The sequence below is a fragment of the Nocardia sp. NPDC059180 genome (assembly GCF_042754945.1).
Classification (GTDB): domain Bacteria; phylum Actinomycetota; class Actinomycetes; order Mycobacteriales; family Mycobacteriaceae; genus Nocardia.
Map to the genome: position 1 here is coordinate 317,853 of NZ_JBHZBU010000001.1, position 16,234 is coordinate 334,086.

At 68.6% G+C, this 16,234-nt stretch carries 11 protein-coding genes; 7 read left to right on the forward strand and 4 right to left on the reverse strand.

The features are described from left to right. The first annotated feature begins 33 nt into the window (after window positions 1-33). Window positions 34-1,650, forward strand: a complete 1,617-nt coding sequence (locus ACFXNW_RS01510; protein ID WP_379415076.1) for a DUF4185 domain-containing protein — start codon at window positions 34-36, stop codon at window positions 1,648-1,650. A 6-nt stretch (window positions 1,651-1,656) separates the two neighbouring features. Here the strand turns inward: ACFXNW_RS01510 and ACFXNW_RS01515 are convergent, their stop codons facing one another. The 3 genes from ACFXNW_RS01515 to ACFXNW_RS01525 all read right to left on the reverse strand — a co-directional run bounded on the left by ACFXNW_RS01515 (window position 1,657) and on the right by ACFXNW_RS01525 (window position 4,244). Further along, window positions 1,657-2,526, reverse strand: a complete 870-nt coding sequence (locus tag ACFXNW_RS01515) for a biotin-dependent carboxyltransferase family protein (protein WP_379416240.1) — start codon at window positions 2,524-2,526, stop codon at window positions 1,657-1,659. A 79-nt stretch (window positions 2,527-2,605) separates the two neighbouring features. Beyond that, a complete protein-coding gene (locus ACFXNW_RS01520) occupies window positions 2,606-3,316 on the reverse strand; it encodes an allophanate hydrolase subunit 1 (protein ID WP_379415077.1) in 711 nt (236 codons plus the stop codon). A 172-nt stretch (window positions 3,317-3,488) separates the two neighbouring features. Beyond that, window positions 3,489-4,244, reverse strand: coding sequence for a LamB/YcsF family protein (locus ACFXNW_RS01525; protein ID WP_379415079.1), 756 nt, complete (start codon window positions 4,242-4,244; stop codon window positions 3,489-3,491). 152 nt (window positions 4,245-4,396) lie between these two features. On the opposite strand from ACFXNW_RS01525, the gene ACFXNW_RS01530 reads away from it, so the two are divergent. After that, the gene (locus tag ACFXNW_RS01530; protein ID WP_379415081.1) at window positions 4,397-5,212 is read left to right on the forward strand and encodes a hypothetical protein; all 816 of its coding nucleotides are present in this window, start codon (window positions 4,397-4,399) and stop codon (window positions 5,210-5,212) included. Between the two features lie 6 nt (window positions 5,213-5,218). Here the strand turns inward: ACFXNW_RS01530 and ACFXNW_RS01535 are convergent, their stop codons facing one another. Continuing rightward, entirely contained in the window at window positions 5,219-6,685 is a 1,467-nt protein-coding gene (locus ACFXNW_RS01535; RefSeq protein WP_379416242.1) for a CCA tRNA nucleotidyltransferase, read from the reverse strand. Between the two features lie 150 nt (window positions 6,686-6,835). Here ACFXNW_RS01535 and ACFXNW_RS01540 point away from each other — a divergent pair, with 150 nt between their 5' ends. From ACFXNW_RS01540 to ACFXNW_RS01560, 5 genes are all read left to right on the forward strand, one after another. After that, complete coding sequence (locus tag ACFXNW_RS01540; protein ID WP_379415082.1) at window positions 6,836-7,372, forward strand: NUDIX hydrolase; 537 nt, start codon at window positions 6,836-6,838, stop codon at window positions 7,370-7,372. After that, entirely contained in the window at window positions 7,369-9,921 is a 2,553-nt protein-coding gene (locus ACFXNW_RS01545; RefSeq protein WP_379415083.1) for a DUF6049 family protein, read from the forward strand. The genes ACFXNW_RS01540 and ACFXNW_RS01545 overlap by 4 nt, the downstream gene beginning before the upstream one ends. Before the next feature lie 802 nt (window positions 9,922-10,723). After that, a complete protein-coding gene (locus ACFXNW_RS01550) occupies window positions 10,724-14,440 on the forward strand; it encodes a murein biosynthesis integral membrane protein MurJ (RefSeq protein ID WP_379416243.1) in 3,717 nt (1,238 codons plus the stop codon). Between the two features lie 291 nt (window positions 14,441-14,731). Further along, window positions 14,732-15,310, forward strand: coding sequence for an RNA polymerase sigma factor SigM (gene sigM / locus ACFXNW_RS01555; RefSeq protein WP_379415085.1), 579 nt, complete (start codon window positions 14,732-14,734; stop codon window positions 15,308-15,310). Window positions 15,311-15,415: 105 nt separating this feature from the next. Next, on the forward strand, window positions 15,416-16,219 hold the full coding sequence (locus ACFXNW_RS01560; protein ID WP_379415087.1) for a hypothetical protein: 804 nt from the start codon (window positions 15,416-15,418) through the stop codon (window positions 16,217-16,219). Window positions 16,220-16,234 lie beyond the last annotated feature (15 nt).

A 16,234-nucleotide genomic window follows, 5' to 3' on the forward strand; every position in this document is an offset into this window, starting at 1 on the left:
CCCGATCCGATCCGACCCGGGAGCCGCCGCGCTATGGGACTTCTGCCGAACCCGCTCGGTACCCGCTCCCACCCGGCCACCCCGTACCGGCCCGCGCTGTTCGGCGTGCTGATCACGGGTTTGCTCGCGGTTCCCGCGCCGGTGCAGGCTGCACCGCACCCGTGGGCGCCGCCACCGGTGAACAGTTGCGGTGAGGTCGGTTTCGATCCGCTCGCGCGCGAGCCGGACCCGTCGCAGCCGCCCGCACCGCCGCTGCCACCGCAGATCGATATCCCGATCCCGGTTCCGCAACTCACGCCGGTGCCGGTGCCCGATCCACCGCATGACAACACCCGGATCGCGCCGGAGCCGTTGCCCACCGATCCCTGCCGTAATCCGTGTCCGGATATCCGCGACTCCGACAAGCCCGAGGAACCGGCCCCCGGCCCGCAGTCACCGCAGGCACCCGGCTCCGGTTCGGGCTCCGGTAGTGGTTCCGGTTCGGGCAGTGGGAGCGCATCCGGTTCGGCCGAACCGATCAAACTGCCGAAGATCCAGATCAAACCCGAAATCGAGCCCATCCCGATTCCGGTACCCGGTGAGCCGGGCGACCCGCCGCAACCCGCACCGCCGCACGTGGTACATCCCGCCGAGCCCGGACCGCTGACACCGGCGGTCGCACCGGCCCGGGTGGAGTCGGTGCGGCTGGTCGAGCAGGTGACCGGCCCTGGTTCCGAGAATCGAACCGATATGCGCTGGCAGGTCGACGGCACCGACCTCGGTCTCATGTGGGAGACCGAGCCCGGTGAGGTCGCGGTGGTTTTCGGCGACACCTTCGGCAAGGGCTGGAGCGCGGGCGGTGCCGGCGGCGATGACGAGGACTGGCGCAGCAACGTCCTCGGCTACAGCACCGACCGCGAGCTGTCCGACGGATTGACCCTCGACACGATGGTGCAGGACAGCCGCTGTCACGCCGCCGAACTGCTCGGCAGCCGCAAGGTGAAGAATTGGGAGACCACCACCATCCCGACCTCCGGGTTCGCCCTCGGCGACCGGCAGTACATGAGCTACATGTCGGTGAACCGATGGAGCCGCATCCCCGGCCTGTGGTGGACCAACTACGGCGGCATCGCCTACTCCGACGACAACGGCAGCACCTGGGTCAAGGACCAGCATGCCAAGTGGGAGAACCTGTTCGGCCTCGGCCGGTTCCAGGTGGCGGCCATGGTGCCGCAGGGTGACTACGTCTATATGTTCGGCACACCCAACGGGCGCATCGGGCTGATCGGCCTGGCCAGGGTGCCCAAGGACGAGGTGCTCAACAAGTCCGCCTACCAGTACTGGGTGGGCGGCACCTGGGCGCCTGCCGCCGAAAACCTCGCTACACCGCTGGTTCCCGGTATCGCCTCGGAGCTCTCGGTTCGATATGACGCGGAATCGGACCGGTGGCAGATGGTGTATCTGGATTCGGCACGCGGCGCGATCGTCTTACGTACCGCCGCGTCACCGCAGGGCGCGTGGACCGACGCGGTGCCGCTGGTCTCGACCGCCGAATACCCCAAGTCCTACGGCGGATTCATCCATCCGTGGTCGACCGCGCGGGATCTGTACTTCACCATCTCGGCCTGGGACAGCTACAACGTCTACCTCATGCACGCAGAACTGGACTGACCGCATTCAGCAGCGGCGGAATCGTACGGTCTGACCGGGTCGCGCCTGCGCCATCAGGTCGACATCGGCGTCGGCGACCACCGCGATGACCGGATAGCCACCGGTGATCGGATGATCGGCGAGGAACACCACCGGTTGCCCGGAAGGCGGCACCTGGACAGCACCGAGCGCGACACCTTCGGTCGGAAGTTCTTGTCCGATGCCGCGTTCCAGCGCGGGACCGGTATTTCGCCGTAGCCGGGCGCCGATCCGGTCGACGTCGGCGCTGACCGTCCAACTGCCCGAGAACAACGCGGAGGCGTCGGTGAACCAATCGTCACGCGGACCAGGGATCGCTCGAATATCGAGTACCGCGGGCATATCCGCGAGCGGCGCGAGGTCGATGATCGGAAAAGAGCGCGGCGCAGGGCCGATGGGCAGTTCGTCCCCGCGACGCAGTGGCTCCGGGCCGATTCCGGACATGGTGTCCCGGCTGCGCGATCCGAGCACCGGCACGACATCGACACCGCCACGAACCCCGACGTAGCTGCGCAATCCGGTCGCCGAAAGGCCTAGCGAGAGTGACTGATCGGGCTCGAGCTCGAGCACGCTCGCGTGCCCGACCGGACGACCATCGACCGCAGCGGGTGCCGGTGCCCCAGTGACGGCCAGTGTGGTGTGCCGTAGCACCCGCAGCGTCAATCCGCCCAGCAGCACTTCGATTCCGGCGTGCCCCTCGGGATTACCGACGAGCCGGTTGGCCAGCCGCAGGGCACCGCGGTCGGCCGCGCCGGAGACACCTACGCCCGAATCGAACCAGCCGGGGCGGCCGAGGTCTTGGACCGTCGCCAGTGGGCCCACCCGCTCGACCAGCAGTTTCGCGTCGTCGGTGGTCATATGCGTACCCACGGCCCGTAGCGTCGGCGCCGCACCGGAGCGCAGGCCGTCCCCTCCTCGACGTGTGTGCGCTCAGCTCTCATCGGCTCTCCCTGGCGTCGACGAAACGCACCGCGGTACCGGCCCGGATCAACGCGGGCGGGTCACGCTCGACATCCCACATGGTCTGCTCGGTACGCCCGATCAGCTGCCAACCACCCGGTGACTTGCGCGGGTAGACGGCCGAATAGCCGCCGGCCAGCGCGACGCTGCCCGCCGGTATGGCGGTGCGCGCCTCGGTGCGACGCGGGACGGTGAGGCGTTCATCGGGGGAGCGCAGGTACCCGAATCCGGGTGCGAAACCGACGAAGGCGCAACGCCATACGGTCCCGGTATGCGCGGCGATCACCGCGTCGACGGTCATCTCGAGGATCCGGGCGACGTCGGCCAGGTCTGCACCGTCGTAGTGCACGGGAATCAGGATCGGATCGCTGTCGGAGGATGTTCCACGGGAAACGTTGCCGGAATCGACGCGTTCTGCGACCTCGTCGATCACGATGCTCAAGGCCTTGCGCACTCGCTCGACATCCCGGCTCGACCGCAGCGTCACCAGCACGGTTTCGGCGGCAGGCAACACATCCTGAACGCCATCGAGCCGCCGATCGCGCAGTGTCGCAGCCAGTCCGGCTACCGCCTCCACCTGATGCGGGGTGATCAGAAAGGCGCGATCACCGGCCGCACGGATCACCGATCCGCCGGCATCCGGGGACGGCAGCGCCCCATGCGGCGCCGAACCCACCGGTTTCGTCATCAGCGCCTCCCTCCAGGCCAACGATGGTACGGCCCCCACGCCACCCGCACCGGCGATCGTGGGTGCCCGATCCACCCGCGACACGCATCCCTACCGGCGAGCCCACCCGCGCGACGCAACTGCGTCGGGCGGCGCAATCGCGCAACATCGGTTCTGCCGAGGCGATCTCACCTCAGCTGAACGGCGCGACCACCACCCCGATCTCGTCGAGGGTCTCCCGGATCAGCCGCGCCATGCCCACCGCCTCGGGGGTATCGCCGTGCACGCAGATACTGGCCGCACGCACGGTGACCTCGCCCGACCCACCGACGGTGCGGGCGGTACCGGACATGGCGATCGAGACCGCCTGGGCGACCGCCTCGTTCGTATGCAGTACTGCGCCGGGGTTCCCGCGATCGGCGAGCTCACCCGACGGGGTGTAGCCACGATCGGCGAAACCCTCACCGATGAACCGCACCCCGATATGGCCCGCGGCGTGTTCGAGATGGGTGCCCGCAGGCCCGAGCAGCGCGAGCTCGGGATCGTATTCGGCCACCGCGGCCAGCACGGCGTCGGCGACCTTCCGGTCCCTGGCCGCCGCGTGATAGAGCGCGCCGTGCGGCTTCACATAGCGGACCCGGTCGCCCTCGGCGCGGGCGAAACCGTCCAGGCCACCGATCTGGTACAGCACCTCATCGCGCAATTCGGCCGGCGCCACCTCGATCACCCGGCGGCCGAATCCCGCCAGATCGCGGTAGCCGACGTGGGCGCCGATGCGGACGCCCTTCTCGACGGCCGACGCGCAGGTCCGGCGCATGATCGACGGATCACCGGCATGGAAACCACAGGCGATATTGGCGCTGGTGACGATATCGAGCATCGCCTCGTCGTCGCCCATCGTCCACGGCCCGAAACCCTCGCCGAGATCGCTGTTCAGATCCAGCGCCATGCGCGTCCTTCCCGTCCGATACCCATTGTCCTCGGGGTGTGATTCCCGAGACAAGGATCGCAGTTCGGCGCCGGTCACGGAGTATCGGCAGCCGTCGATGCCGTATTCGCCCGTGGTCGCGCCACGGGTAGGCCAGTACGCTCGGAGCAATCATGGCCACGTATTTCGACCCGAAGTCCTGGTCACCGCTGTGGGCAGTGGACTTCGGCAAGCGGCTGTTCGAGCAATCCTGGCTGGAGCAGTGGATTTCCTACACCACCTCGTGGGTGGATCCGGTGGCCGATCTGGGGGCGGGCACGGTGACCGCGCTGATGCCCGATGTGCTGATGACGATGCTCAGCGAAGGCATTCTCAGCCGGTTCGGCGGCCAAGAAGTCAGCGCCGCCCTGCTCGGACACGATCTGACCGCGACCCTCGACGTGTTGAAGGTCCGCCGCCGCGGCGCGCATTTCCAGACCAAGACCGTGCTGACCGAGCTGAGCTGGGATAAGCATCCGATCCGCGAGATGACGGTCATCGCGCACGGCGTCCGGCTCATCCCCGGCGTTCCGACCAGAGTGCGCACCGCGCAGCTCGATATCGAAGGCACCGTCACCACTGCCGCACTGATCGACTGGCTCAATGATCAGCAGCTGGACTGGAAGCTGTCGGTCGCGCCGGAAGGCCTGGTCAAGGCTGTGCACCGGCAGCGGCGGATCACCGCGGTCGCCGACGCAACGGTGCAGGACAATATGCTCGCGCTCGATATCCGCCGAGCAGGCTGGTTCGGCATCCCGATTCCGCGCCGGATGCGCACCTTGCGCCCGATCCGGCTGCCCGAGCTGCCGAACAACGCGCGCGTCGTGCACGCAACCCGCGATGGGGAGCTGGTGCGGTTCCGGGTCGAGCTACCGGAGGTCAGCGGTTCGTTCGACCTCGCGCAGATGCGCTCGGCGATCGTCGCGGGGACGACGCTGATCGTCTTCTGATCGGGCTCAGGCCTGGGTTTTCCACCACTCGACGAGCGCTGCTTCGGCGTCGTCCCTGGTCAGCGGGCCGCGGTCGAGCCGAAGCTCCTTCAGGAAACGCCAGGCCTTACCGACATCGGGGCCCGGTTTCAGATCGAGCAGCTCCATGATGGCGTTGCCGTCCAAGTCCGGGCGGACCCGATCGAGATCCTCCTGCTCCTGCAGCCGGGCGATCCGGATCTCCAGATCGTCGTAGGTGGCGCGCAGGGCGGCGGCGCGACGCTTGTTGCGGGTGGTGCAATCCGCGCGCACCAGCTTGTGCAGCCGGGGCAGCAGGTCACCGGCGTCGGTGACGTAGCGGCGCACCGCCGAATCGGTCCACTGACCCTTGCCGTAGCCGTGGAACCGCAGGTGCAAGAAGACCAGCCGGGCCACGTCCTCGGTGAACTGCTTCGGATACTTCAGCGCCCGCATCCGCTTGCGCACCATCTTGGCGCCGACCACCTCGTGGTGATGGAAGCTGACACCGCCGCCCGCTTCGTTGCGCTTGGTGTCCGGTTTGCCGATGTCGTGCAGCAGCGCCGCCCAGCGCAACACCAGGTCGGGGTCGCCCTCTTCCTGGTCGATGGCTTGGTCGAGGACGGTCAGCGAATGCCAGTACACGTCCTTGTGCTGGTGGTGCTCGTCGATCTCCAGCTTCATCGCGGGCACCTCGGGCAGCACCAGCTGGGCGAGCCCCGTCTCGCACATGATGTTGATGCCGTCGATGGGATGCGCACCCGCGATCAGCTTGTCCAGTTCGGTGCGGACCCGTTCGGCGGTGATGCGTTCGATCTCGCCGGCCATTTCGGTGATGGCGGCACTCACCCGCGGATGCAATTCGAAACCGAGCTGGGAAACGAATCGAGCGGCGCGCAGCATGCGCAACGGATCGTCGCCGAAGGATTCCTGCGGCGTCGACGGCGTGTCGAGCAGGCCCTCGAGCAGGGCATCCAGCCCGCCCAGCGGGTCGACGAACTCCAGCGAACCGTCCGCGGCGATCTTCACCGCCATCGCGTTGACGGTGAAATCGCGCCGCACCAGATCACCCTCGAGGGTGTCGCCGAAGGTGACCTCGGGATTGCGCGTGACCCGGTCGTAGCTGTCGCTGCGGAAGGTGGTGATCTCCAGCTGCTGATCGGCCTTGGACGCGCTGACCGTGCCGAAGGCCAGGCCGCCGGTGTCCCACAGGTGGTCGGCCCAGCCGCGCAGGATGTCCTGCACCTGCTCGGGTCTGGCGTCGGTGGTGAAGTCCAGGTCGGTGCCGAGCCTGCCGAGGACCGCGTCGCGGACGCTGCCGCCGACCAGATAAAGGTGGAACCCGCGCGCGGCGAACAGCTCGCCGAGCGGAGTCAGCACATCGTCGAGCCTGCCGAGCGTCACCGCCGCCGCGGCCAGCAGCCGAGTACGGCGCTGTTCGGGCGCGAGCTGCGCGTGATCGGACTGCGCAGGCAGCTGGGCTGGGTCGGGGCCGGTCGAAACCACGAACGTGAACCTTACCCAGCGGGGCGGTGGGACGGACACCGCCGTCGGGCGCCGGAGGAACCCCCGGCCACGCGGCGGACTGTGGACTGCTGTGCCGACTGCGTCGATTAGGATTGCTTGGTGTCCCCGGCCGATCGCGCGAACAGTCGACGCCGCCAGCCCCGGCGCCGTGGTTCGGCCGGAAACGCGGCGAGACCACGCATGCGTACGGTCAAGGAGACCTCGGCGGGCGGGCTCGTCGTCGACGGCCTCGACGGACCACGCGAACAGCGCAGCGCGGCACTGATCGGACGCACCGATCGGCGCGGGCGGCTGCTGTGGTCGCTACCCAAGGGCCATATCGAAGAGGGCGAGACCTCCGAGCAGACCGCGATCCGGGAAGTCGCCGAGGAAACCGGCATCGACGGCGTGGTGGTCGCCGAACTCGGCAGCATCGATTACTGGTTCGTGACCGACGGCCGGCGGGTACACAAAACGGTGCACCATTTCCTTTTGCGTTCGGTCGGTGGTGAACTGTCGGACGCGGACATCGAAGTCACCCAGGTGGCGTGGGTTCCGTTGAGTGAACTGGATTCCCGACTCGCCTATGCCGACGAGCGGCGCCTGGCCGAGGTAGCGAACCGGCTGATCGACCGGATGGAGACCGGCAAGCAATGACGCGTGGACTGCGGATCATCGTGGCGGTCCTGACGATCCTCGGCGCGGCAGCGACGCTGCCGGTGCTGAGCGAACTGCCCGCGGACGCGCAGCCGAGCGAGTCCGGTGAAGCCTCGTCGCCCAAATTTCTCAAACTCTCGCTCGATTCGGTGACCCCGACCACGGTGACCACGACCAGCGATCCGGTACTGACCGTGTCCGGCACCGTCACCAACATCGGCGACCGCGTCGTCGACGACGTCAGCGTCCGGGTGCAGCGCGCGCGTGCGGTCACCGAACCGAGCGGCCTGCGCACGGCCCTGCGACTCGATCAGGCCAACTACGACATGGCCGGCCCCTTCGAGGACGTCGCCGAGCGGCTGAGCCCTGGTCAGCGCCGCCAGTTCACGCTGAGCATCGCATTGCGGGCCGACGACGCCGGCGCCTCGCTCGGCATCACCGAGCCCGGGGTGTATCCGCTGCTGCTCAACGTCAACGGGGAACCGGCCTACGGCAATCAGGCCCGGCTCGACGACGCTCGATTCCTGCTCCCGGTCCTCGGCCTGCCGCCAGCTTCGGCCGGTGATACCCAACCGGTGCCCGCACCGCCCGCACCACCGGTGGCGACCACCCTGGTGTGGCCGCTGGCGGATCGGCCGCGACTGGTGGCCGGGCGGCCGGGGACGGTGGATGAGATCCCCGAACTGACCGACGATGAATTGGCCTCCTCGCTCGGCAAGGGCGGCAGGCTCGAGCAGCTGCTCGATGCGCTGGAGACCGCGCTCGGCACCGACGCGGGCCGGGACAAGCGGCTGGCGTCAGCGGTCTGCGTGGCCGTCGACCCCGATCTGCTGCTCACCGTGCAGGCGATGACCGAGGACTACCGGGTGCTGGCCAGCCCGTCGGATCCCGACGGCGCGACCAGGGCGGGCACCGGTTCGGAACAGGCACAAGCCTGGCTGGACCGGCTGCGCGCGCTCGCATCCTCGGTGTGCACGGTCGCGCTGCCGTTCGCGCAGGTCGACGTGTCCGCGCTGGCCGCGGTGGACGATCCGCAACTCACGGCGCGGGCGTTGAAAGCGCCTGCCGACGTCGTCGATTCCATCCTGTCCACCCGGTCGGTGCGCGGGGTGAGCCTGCCCGACTCCGGCAGTATCGACGCGGGCGCCGGTGTGCTGCTGCGTACCAATGGTTTCAGCACGGCGGTACTGGCCGACAATGCCGTCGCACCGGCCGACAACCCCGATATCTCCTCGGCACGCACGGGCCGCAGCGCCGCGACCCGCACCGCTCGCACCGAGCCGGAGCCGGGCACACCCGATGTGGTCCGGCTGCCCGGTGTCACCGCGCCCGCGCCCGCGGATCCCACTCCGCCCGTCGGAACACCACCATCCGCCGCACCGGCCCCGACGCCGCGCACCACGGAACCGGCCGTCGATCCGGCATTGCGCGCGGCCACCTTCGACATCTGGTCGGCGACCGCGCTCGCGGCCATGGGTTCCAACCCGCCGACGCCCTCGTTCACCCCCGATCAGGTCCGCTATGAGGTCACCAAGGACTCCAGGACCGCCCGGCTACAGGACGCACTCGGTGCGGTGTCGTGGAGCGCGCTCAATCCGCGCCCGGACCGGCCGCGCTCGACGCTGCTGGTGCCACCGCAGCAATGGGGCGCCAACCGGGACGAGGCCGCCGCACTGTTGAAGCAGCTCGACCTGTTGTTCAAGAATAATCTGGCGACGCCACGCACGTTCGATCAACTGCTGGCCCAGCCCGCCGACAGCACCTCGTACCAGGTCGACTACCTCGCGCAGGCGAGCCAGGACGCGGCACCTGCCCGGTTCATCGGACCGGTGCGAGATCAGGGGCATCGAATCACCGAGCTGATGAGCGCGCTGGTCGAGGTGCCGCAGTCGGAGCCGACGCCACAGGAATTCCTGACCCCGATACGCGACGATCTGATACGGACGCTGAGCCTGTCGGATCGCCGTGGCGAGACCGCGCTGGCCGACACCTTCGCCCAACGCCGGGTGGAACAGGCCACGATCGCACTGGACAACATGTTCGGTTCGGTCACTGTGCTGCCACCGGGCGGGGTGTACACACTGGCCTCGGAGCAGAGCCCGTTGCTGCTGGTCGCCCGCAACGATCTGCCGGTCGCGGTGCGGATCAGGTTCCGAATCGACGCACCCGCCGAGACGAAGATCACCGATATCGGTGAGCAGCAGCTGCCGCCCCGCGGCACCCGCTCGTTCCAGATCCCCACCGAGGTCAGCGACTCCCGTAACCTGGTCATTCCGATTTCGCTTACCACGCCGGAGGGGGTGCCGCTCGGCAACGCCACGTCGGTATCGGTGCGTTCGAACGCGTACGGTCAAACGCTGGCGATAATTACCGCATGTGCCGGGATACTGCTGTTCCTGTTGGCCGGACGCCGCCTGTGGCGCCGGTTCCACGGAGAGCCGGATCCCGCCGACAAGGGCGTCGATCCGGGCATCCGGCGACGGGTCAACAGGTACCGGCGGGCGCGTAAGCGCGTACTTCGGCAGCAGGGACAGCAACAGGAGGTGTAGATGAGCGAGTTTCGCGCGACGTGCTTCGGTACGACGCAGCTCATCGCATCCGCCTGGTTCCGCTGCCCGGCGAGGCACAGGAGGCATGATGGGCGACGATGATCAATTCGCTCATCAGCGACCTGACGCCCGCCCCGACGGACCGCCGGCCCGCCGGGCACCCGCGGCGCCCTGGGAGCGCGGGCCGCATTCGGAGCCTGGGATGACCGGCGATACCCACGATGGACCGCCGCCAGGGGCCCCTCGCATCAGCCGTCCGGCCGAACCCCCCGGCCATGGCCGCCGCATGCCACCGCAGCAACGGCCCGCACCGCCCGCACACCCCGGCCAACAGAGTTATCCGGCCGAGCCGCGTCCGCAGCGGCCGGGCCCGCCGCCGCAGCCCGGTCGACCCGGACAGCCGGGGCAGCCGGGCCGCATGCCGCCACCGCAGCGGATTCCGCCACAGGGCAGACCACCGCAGGGTGGGGGCTATCCGCGCAGCGGTGAGATCCCGCAGCAACGACCGCCCGCCCGTCCGGCGCCTCCGGGTCGCCCCCCGCAGCCCGGTCAGCCACAGCGGCCCGAACCGCCGCACGGCCAGGGCAGGCCGCAGCACCCGGGGCAGCCGCATCGCGCAGGCGGACCGCCGCCGGGTCGGACTCGGCCGCCGCAGAACCGCCCGGCACACCAGGGTGAACAAGCTCCGAACCGCCCGCCGACCCAGCCGCAGCCGCAGGTGCGTCGACCCGCCCAACGCCCGGCGCCGCCCGAGCGGGTCGCGGCCCGCGCCGAATCCGGCAGCAGGCCCGGTACCAAGGGCATGCCTGTCGTCGTGGCCGAGAAGGAATCGAAGGAGAGCGCCAACGCTCGCCTACTTCGTGATTCCGGCTCCATCGCCTTCGCCACCCTGATCAGCCGAATCACCGGTTTCGGCAAGCAGCTGCTGCTGCTCACCATCCTCGGCCCTGCCATCGCCAGTGCGTTCCTCTCGGCGAGCCTGATCCCGAACATGGTCGCGGAACTGGTGCTCGGCGCGGTGCTCACCGCGATCGTGGTGCCGACACTGGTGCGCGCCGAACAGGAGGACCCCGACGGTGGTGCCGCGTTCGTGCGGCGACTGGTCACCGCGGCGTTCGTGGTGCTCGCGACCGCGGCCCTGCTGGCGACGGCGTCCGCGCCGATCCTGGCCACTCATCTGTTCGTCGCCGCCGACGGCGAGGTCAATACCGAACTGACCACCGCGCTGACGTTCCTGCTGGTACCGGCCATCCTGTTCTACGGCATGTCCGCGCTGTTCACGGCCATTTTGAACACCAGGCAGAACTTCAAACCCGGTGCCTGGGCGCCGGTGTTCAACAACATCGTCGTGCTGGCCACGCTCGGCTTGTACGCACTGAGCCCGGGCGAGATCTCGCTGGACCCGGTGCGGATGGGTGATCCCAAGCTGCTGATCCTCGGCGTCGGCGTGACCCTCGGCGTCGTCACCCAGGCACTGGTGCTGATTCCCGCCATCCGGCGCGAAGACATCGACCTTCGCCCGCTGTGGGGTGTCGACGAGCGGCTCAAGCAGTTCGGCACCATGGGCGCCGCGATCATCCTCTATGTCTTGATCAGCCAGATCGGCACGATCTTCGCCAACCACATCTCCTCGCAGGCCGACGCGGCGGGCCCGGCGATCTACAACAACGCCTGGGCGCTGCTGCAGCTGCCCTACGGCGTGCTCGGTGTCACCCTGCTCACCGCGATCATGCCGCGGTTGAGCCGCAACGCCGCCAACGACGACACTCCCGCGGTGGTCGACGACCTGTCGGCCGCGACCAGGCTGACGATGATCGCGCTGATCCCCATCGTCATCTTCCTGACCTTGGCAGGCCCCCAGGTCGGTGACGCGCTGTTCGGCTACGCCCGCTTCGCCGAGGACGCCGAACGCCTCGGCCAGGCGGTCAGCTGGTCGGCCTTCACGTTGATCCCGTACTCGCTGGTGCTGATCCATCTGCGGGTCTTCTACGCCAGGGAACAGGCGTGGACGCCGACCTGGATCATTCTCGGCATCGTGACGGTCAAGATCATCGGCTCCGCGCTGGCGCCGGTGATCGCCAGCAACGGCGATCAGGTCGTGATGGTGCTCGGCGCGGCCACCGGTATCGGGTTCACCGCAGGCGCCTTCATCGGCGGCTACCTGCTGCACCGCAGCCTCGGCGATTTGCGCATGGCCAATGTCGGGCACACCATCACCCGTGTCGTGCTGGCCTCTGCCGCCGGCGGTGCGGTGATGCTGATCGTGGACAAGGTGCTCGGCCTGTACCGGCTCTCGGATTCGCTGCACGGGCCCGGCTCGTTCATCCGGGTCGTCATCACCTCGCTGGTGATGTTCGGTGTCGCATTCGGCCTCATGCGCCTTGCGGGCATCCCGGAGATCGTGGCCATCACCGTGGCCGTCTCGCGCAAACTCGGCATCACCCCGCCCGCCCCCGATCTGGGGCTGGACGAATCGGCCGAGGACGATTACGCCACCACGATCCTGCGCAGGCCGGATCCGTACCTGGCCTACTCCCATTACGACCCCATGGACGCACAGACCATGGTGCTACCCGTTATCCGCTCGAATGCTGTTGACATCACCGGGGTCGGCGAGTTCCCGTACCCTGTTCGGCAGAGAAGCACAAGTGGCGAATTCGCCGGGGTTGCGACACATCAGGGCGAAGGAGGACCGAGGGTGAGCGACGACGCGGTGGGCGGCGTCCCAGCCGCCGAATCAGCTGCGAACACGGCCGGCGGGCTCTCCACCGACGTTCCGCTCGCCGCGGGGGAGCAGTCCGATTCCGCATCCGCGCACCAGCCGGGTGAGTTCGACCCGCAGGTCGCGCAATCGGCGCCTGACGCCGAGCACGCAGACGACCGGACCGAGCATCACGCGCCGCCACGCGATCCGATGTACGACACCGGAATGCTGCCGGTCATGCCGCCCGTCGGCGGCGGTGACGGTGGCGGTCCGCGTCGGATTCCGCGTGGCCCGAAGCTGCTGCCCGGTGCCTCCGTCGCGGGCGGCCGTTATCGGTTGCTCGCCAGTCACGGCGGTGCCCGCGGACTGAAGTTCTGGCAGGCGCTCGATATCAAACTCGATCGCGAGGTCGCGCTGACCTTCGTCGACGCCGACCAGCAGGCTTCCGATAATTCCGGTCACGACGGCCCGCAGGCCATCCTGTCGCGCACGCTGCGCCTCGGCCGGATCAATTCGCCCGGCCTTGCCCGCGTCCTTGACGTGGTGCGCGGCAGCTCCGGCGGCATCGTGGTGGCCGAATGGACTCCCGGCCGCTCGCTGCGGGAGATGGCCGATACCGTGCCATCGCCCATCGGCGCCGCTCGCGCGATCCGGGCCCTGTCCGCGGCGGCCGAGATGGCTCACCGCGGCGGCGGCTCGCTGTCGATCGACCATCCGGATCGGGTGCGGATCAGCGCCTCCGGTGATGCGGTCCTCGCGTTCCCCGGCACCCTGGCCGACTCCGATGCCCAATCCGACGTACGTGGTCTCGGCGCCATGCTCTACGCCCTGATCACCGCACGCTGGCCGCTGCGCGCCGGCGGTGTCACCGGCAGCGCCGCCACGGTCGGCGGGCTGCGCCTTGCCGATTTCGGCCCCGACGGCACCCCCGTCGAACCACGTCAGATCCGGCCCGAGGTGCCGTTCGAGATCTCCGCCGTCGCGGTCAGGTCGCTCGAGCCCAACAAGGGTGTGCGTACTGCGGCGACAGTGCAGCATGTGCTCGAGCAGGCATCGGTGGTCGACCAGAAGACCGATTTCATTCCGGTGCTTCGACTCGGCCAGCGGGCCACCGCCCCTGCCGACGATTCGCTTGCCGATCCCGAACTGCTTGCGGCAGAACGGGAGAAGTCGCAGCGGATGATGTGGATCATGGTGGGGCTCGGCATCCTCACCGCGCTGGTGGTCGGCATCATCATCTGGTGGATGGTGAGCATCTTCGCGCCCGGCGCCTCCGATGAACCGCTCAATGAGCAGCGCAATATCGGCCTGACCACCGCCAATTCGGCGCCCGCCGAGCCGGCCGCGACGCCGGGTGATCCCGCTCCAAAGGCCGGTGTGCCGGTCCCGGTCACGGGTGTTTCGGTGTTCTCGCCCGAGGGCACCCCGGACAACGTCAGCGGCGTCGGCTCGGTCCTGGACAACAACGCCTCCACCATGTGGCGCACCGATCAGTACTTCCAACAGTTCCCGGCGCTGAAGAAGGGCGTCGGCCTGCTGGCCACGTTGCCGAGCCCGGCCAAGCTCAGCAACGTCGCGATCAACTCGCCGAGCCCGGGCACCACCGTGGAGATCCGTACCTCGCCGACCACCTCGCCGACGCTCGATCAGACCCAGCTCATCGGCACCGCGACCCTGGTCGACGGCGTCACCCAGATCCCCGTCGAGGCCGATCAGGCCGCCCGTTATGTCCTGGTGTGGATCACCGGTCTCGGCAACTCCGACGGGCAGTTCCAGTCCTCTATCGCCGATATCCGGTTCGACGCCGCGCGCTGATCTGCCCCGGCACACGGCCCTCACCAGGCATAACGTCGCAAGATAACGGCTAGGTCACGCTGACTGGCCGATCATGGTTCGGTTGCTACCGAATCGTTACCCACGTTATGATTCTGCTCGCGCTCTCAGCAGGGGAGCCTCTCGGGATCAGGCGTTTCGATCCCTGCATGCTGCGATTTCTTCGGTGTTCGGCCATGCCGGCCGGTCACCCCGGTGAGCGCGTCCAAGGGGTTGGCATTGTCGTCCGAGGTGAACGAGGGCTCCCGCAGAGGGAGGCCGCAGTCCGTTTCCGTGCGCACGGGCACATTCGTTCCGGGCGAGGCCACCGACGCCGAATTGCTGCGCGCCCACGCGGGCGGCGCCCCGCACGCCTTCGCCGAGCTGCTGCGCAGGCATAACGACCACCTCTGGCAGACGGCGGTGCGCACCTCCTACACCCGTGAGGACGCCGCCGACTCGCTGCAAGACGCGCTGCTGTCGGCGCACCGCACCGCGGGCTCCTTCCGTGCCGAATCCGAGGTACGCAGCTGGTTGCACGCGATCGTGGTCAACGCCTGCCTGGACCGCATCCGCCGCAACAAGACCAGGCGCGCGTTCTCATTGACACCGGAGAACATGCCGGAACCGGCCGACGAACGCGACGACATCGCCCGGCTGGAGATGTCGATGGTGGTCGACCGCGCGCTGTTCTCACTGCCGCCGGACCAGCGCACCGCCATCGTCGCGGTCGATTTGGAGGGGTATAGCGTGTCGGACGCGGCCGCAATGCTCGGTGTGCCGGAGGGGACCATCAAAAGCCGATGCGCCCGCGCCAGGCAGCGGCTCGGAGAACGTTTGGAATTTCTGCGGGATCCAGGGAACCGGATGTGACCCTGTTGCGTCAGTAATAGTGACGAACCACGAGACGATGTAACCGCCGCCTGGCATTCGCCGGGCTGCGTGCAAGGTCAAATGTAAGAACACTTTGGAGGTGCGATGGCGACCCGATCCGTTCCGCAGCCTCCGTTTTCGGCGGAGCTGCTCGCCGACCTGCACGCCGACAACCTCTCGCGCGAACAGAGCGAACAGTTGTGGCCCGCGGTCCACGGCGATCCGGAGGCCCAGCAGTACCTACAGTCGCTCGATGAGGTCAGCGCACACGTGCGCGCCCTCGGCCGCGACGACCGGATCATCCATCCGATGCCCGACGATGTGTCCGCGCGACTGCGGCAATGGGCCGAGGAACTGGGGCACGCCGAACCGGACGAGGAACCGACCGCACGGACAACCGACCTACCCCGGCTGGTAGCGGATCCGCGGTCCGATGTCGAATCGCCCGACGCGCCAACAGATTCGGTGGCGCCGGTGGTATCGCTCGATGAGCGGCGCCGGCGCAGGATGCGCAGGATCACTGCGGCCGCGGCGGCCGTCGCGGTCATCGCCTGCGCCGCCATCGTGGTCGCCACCGTGCGAGACGACAGCACCGTCAGCCCCACCGCTGGGCCGACCACCGTCGATACTTCGCCCGGAGATGATCTGAACTCCGCGGTCGCCCTCGGCGCTCTCGGCCGCCACGACGTCGCCGGACCGCTCGCCGATTCCGCCCGACTGGCCGGCTGCGTGGCGGCCGCCGGATACGACCGTAAAATCCTCGGCTCCTCCGATATCACCTTCCGCGGTGCGGACGCGGTCCTGATCTTGGTCGCGGGCACCGCACCGGGAAAGATCACCGCCCTCGTGGTCGAGCCGAGCTGCAGCGCCGGCGACCCGAGAGTGTTGGCCGTCACCGACATCGGATAGCGCGCTCACCCGGGG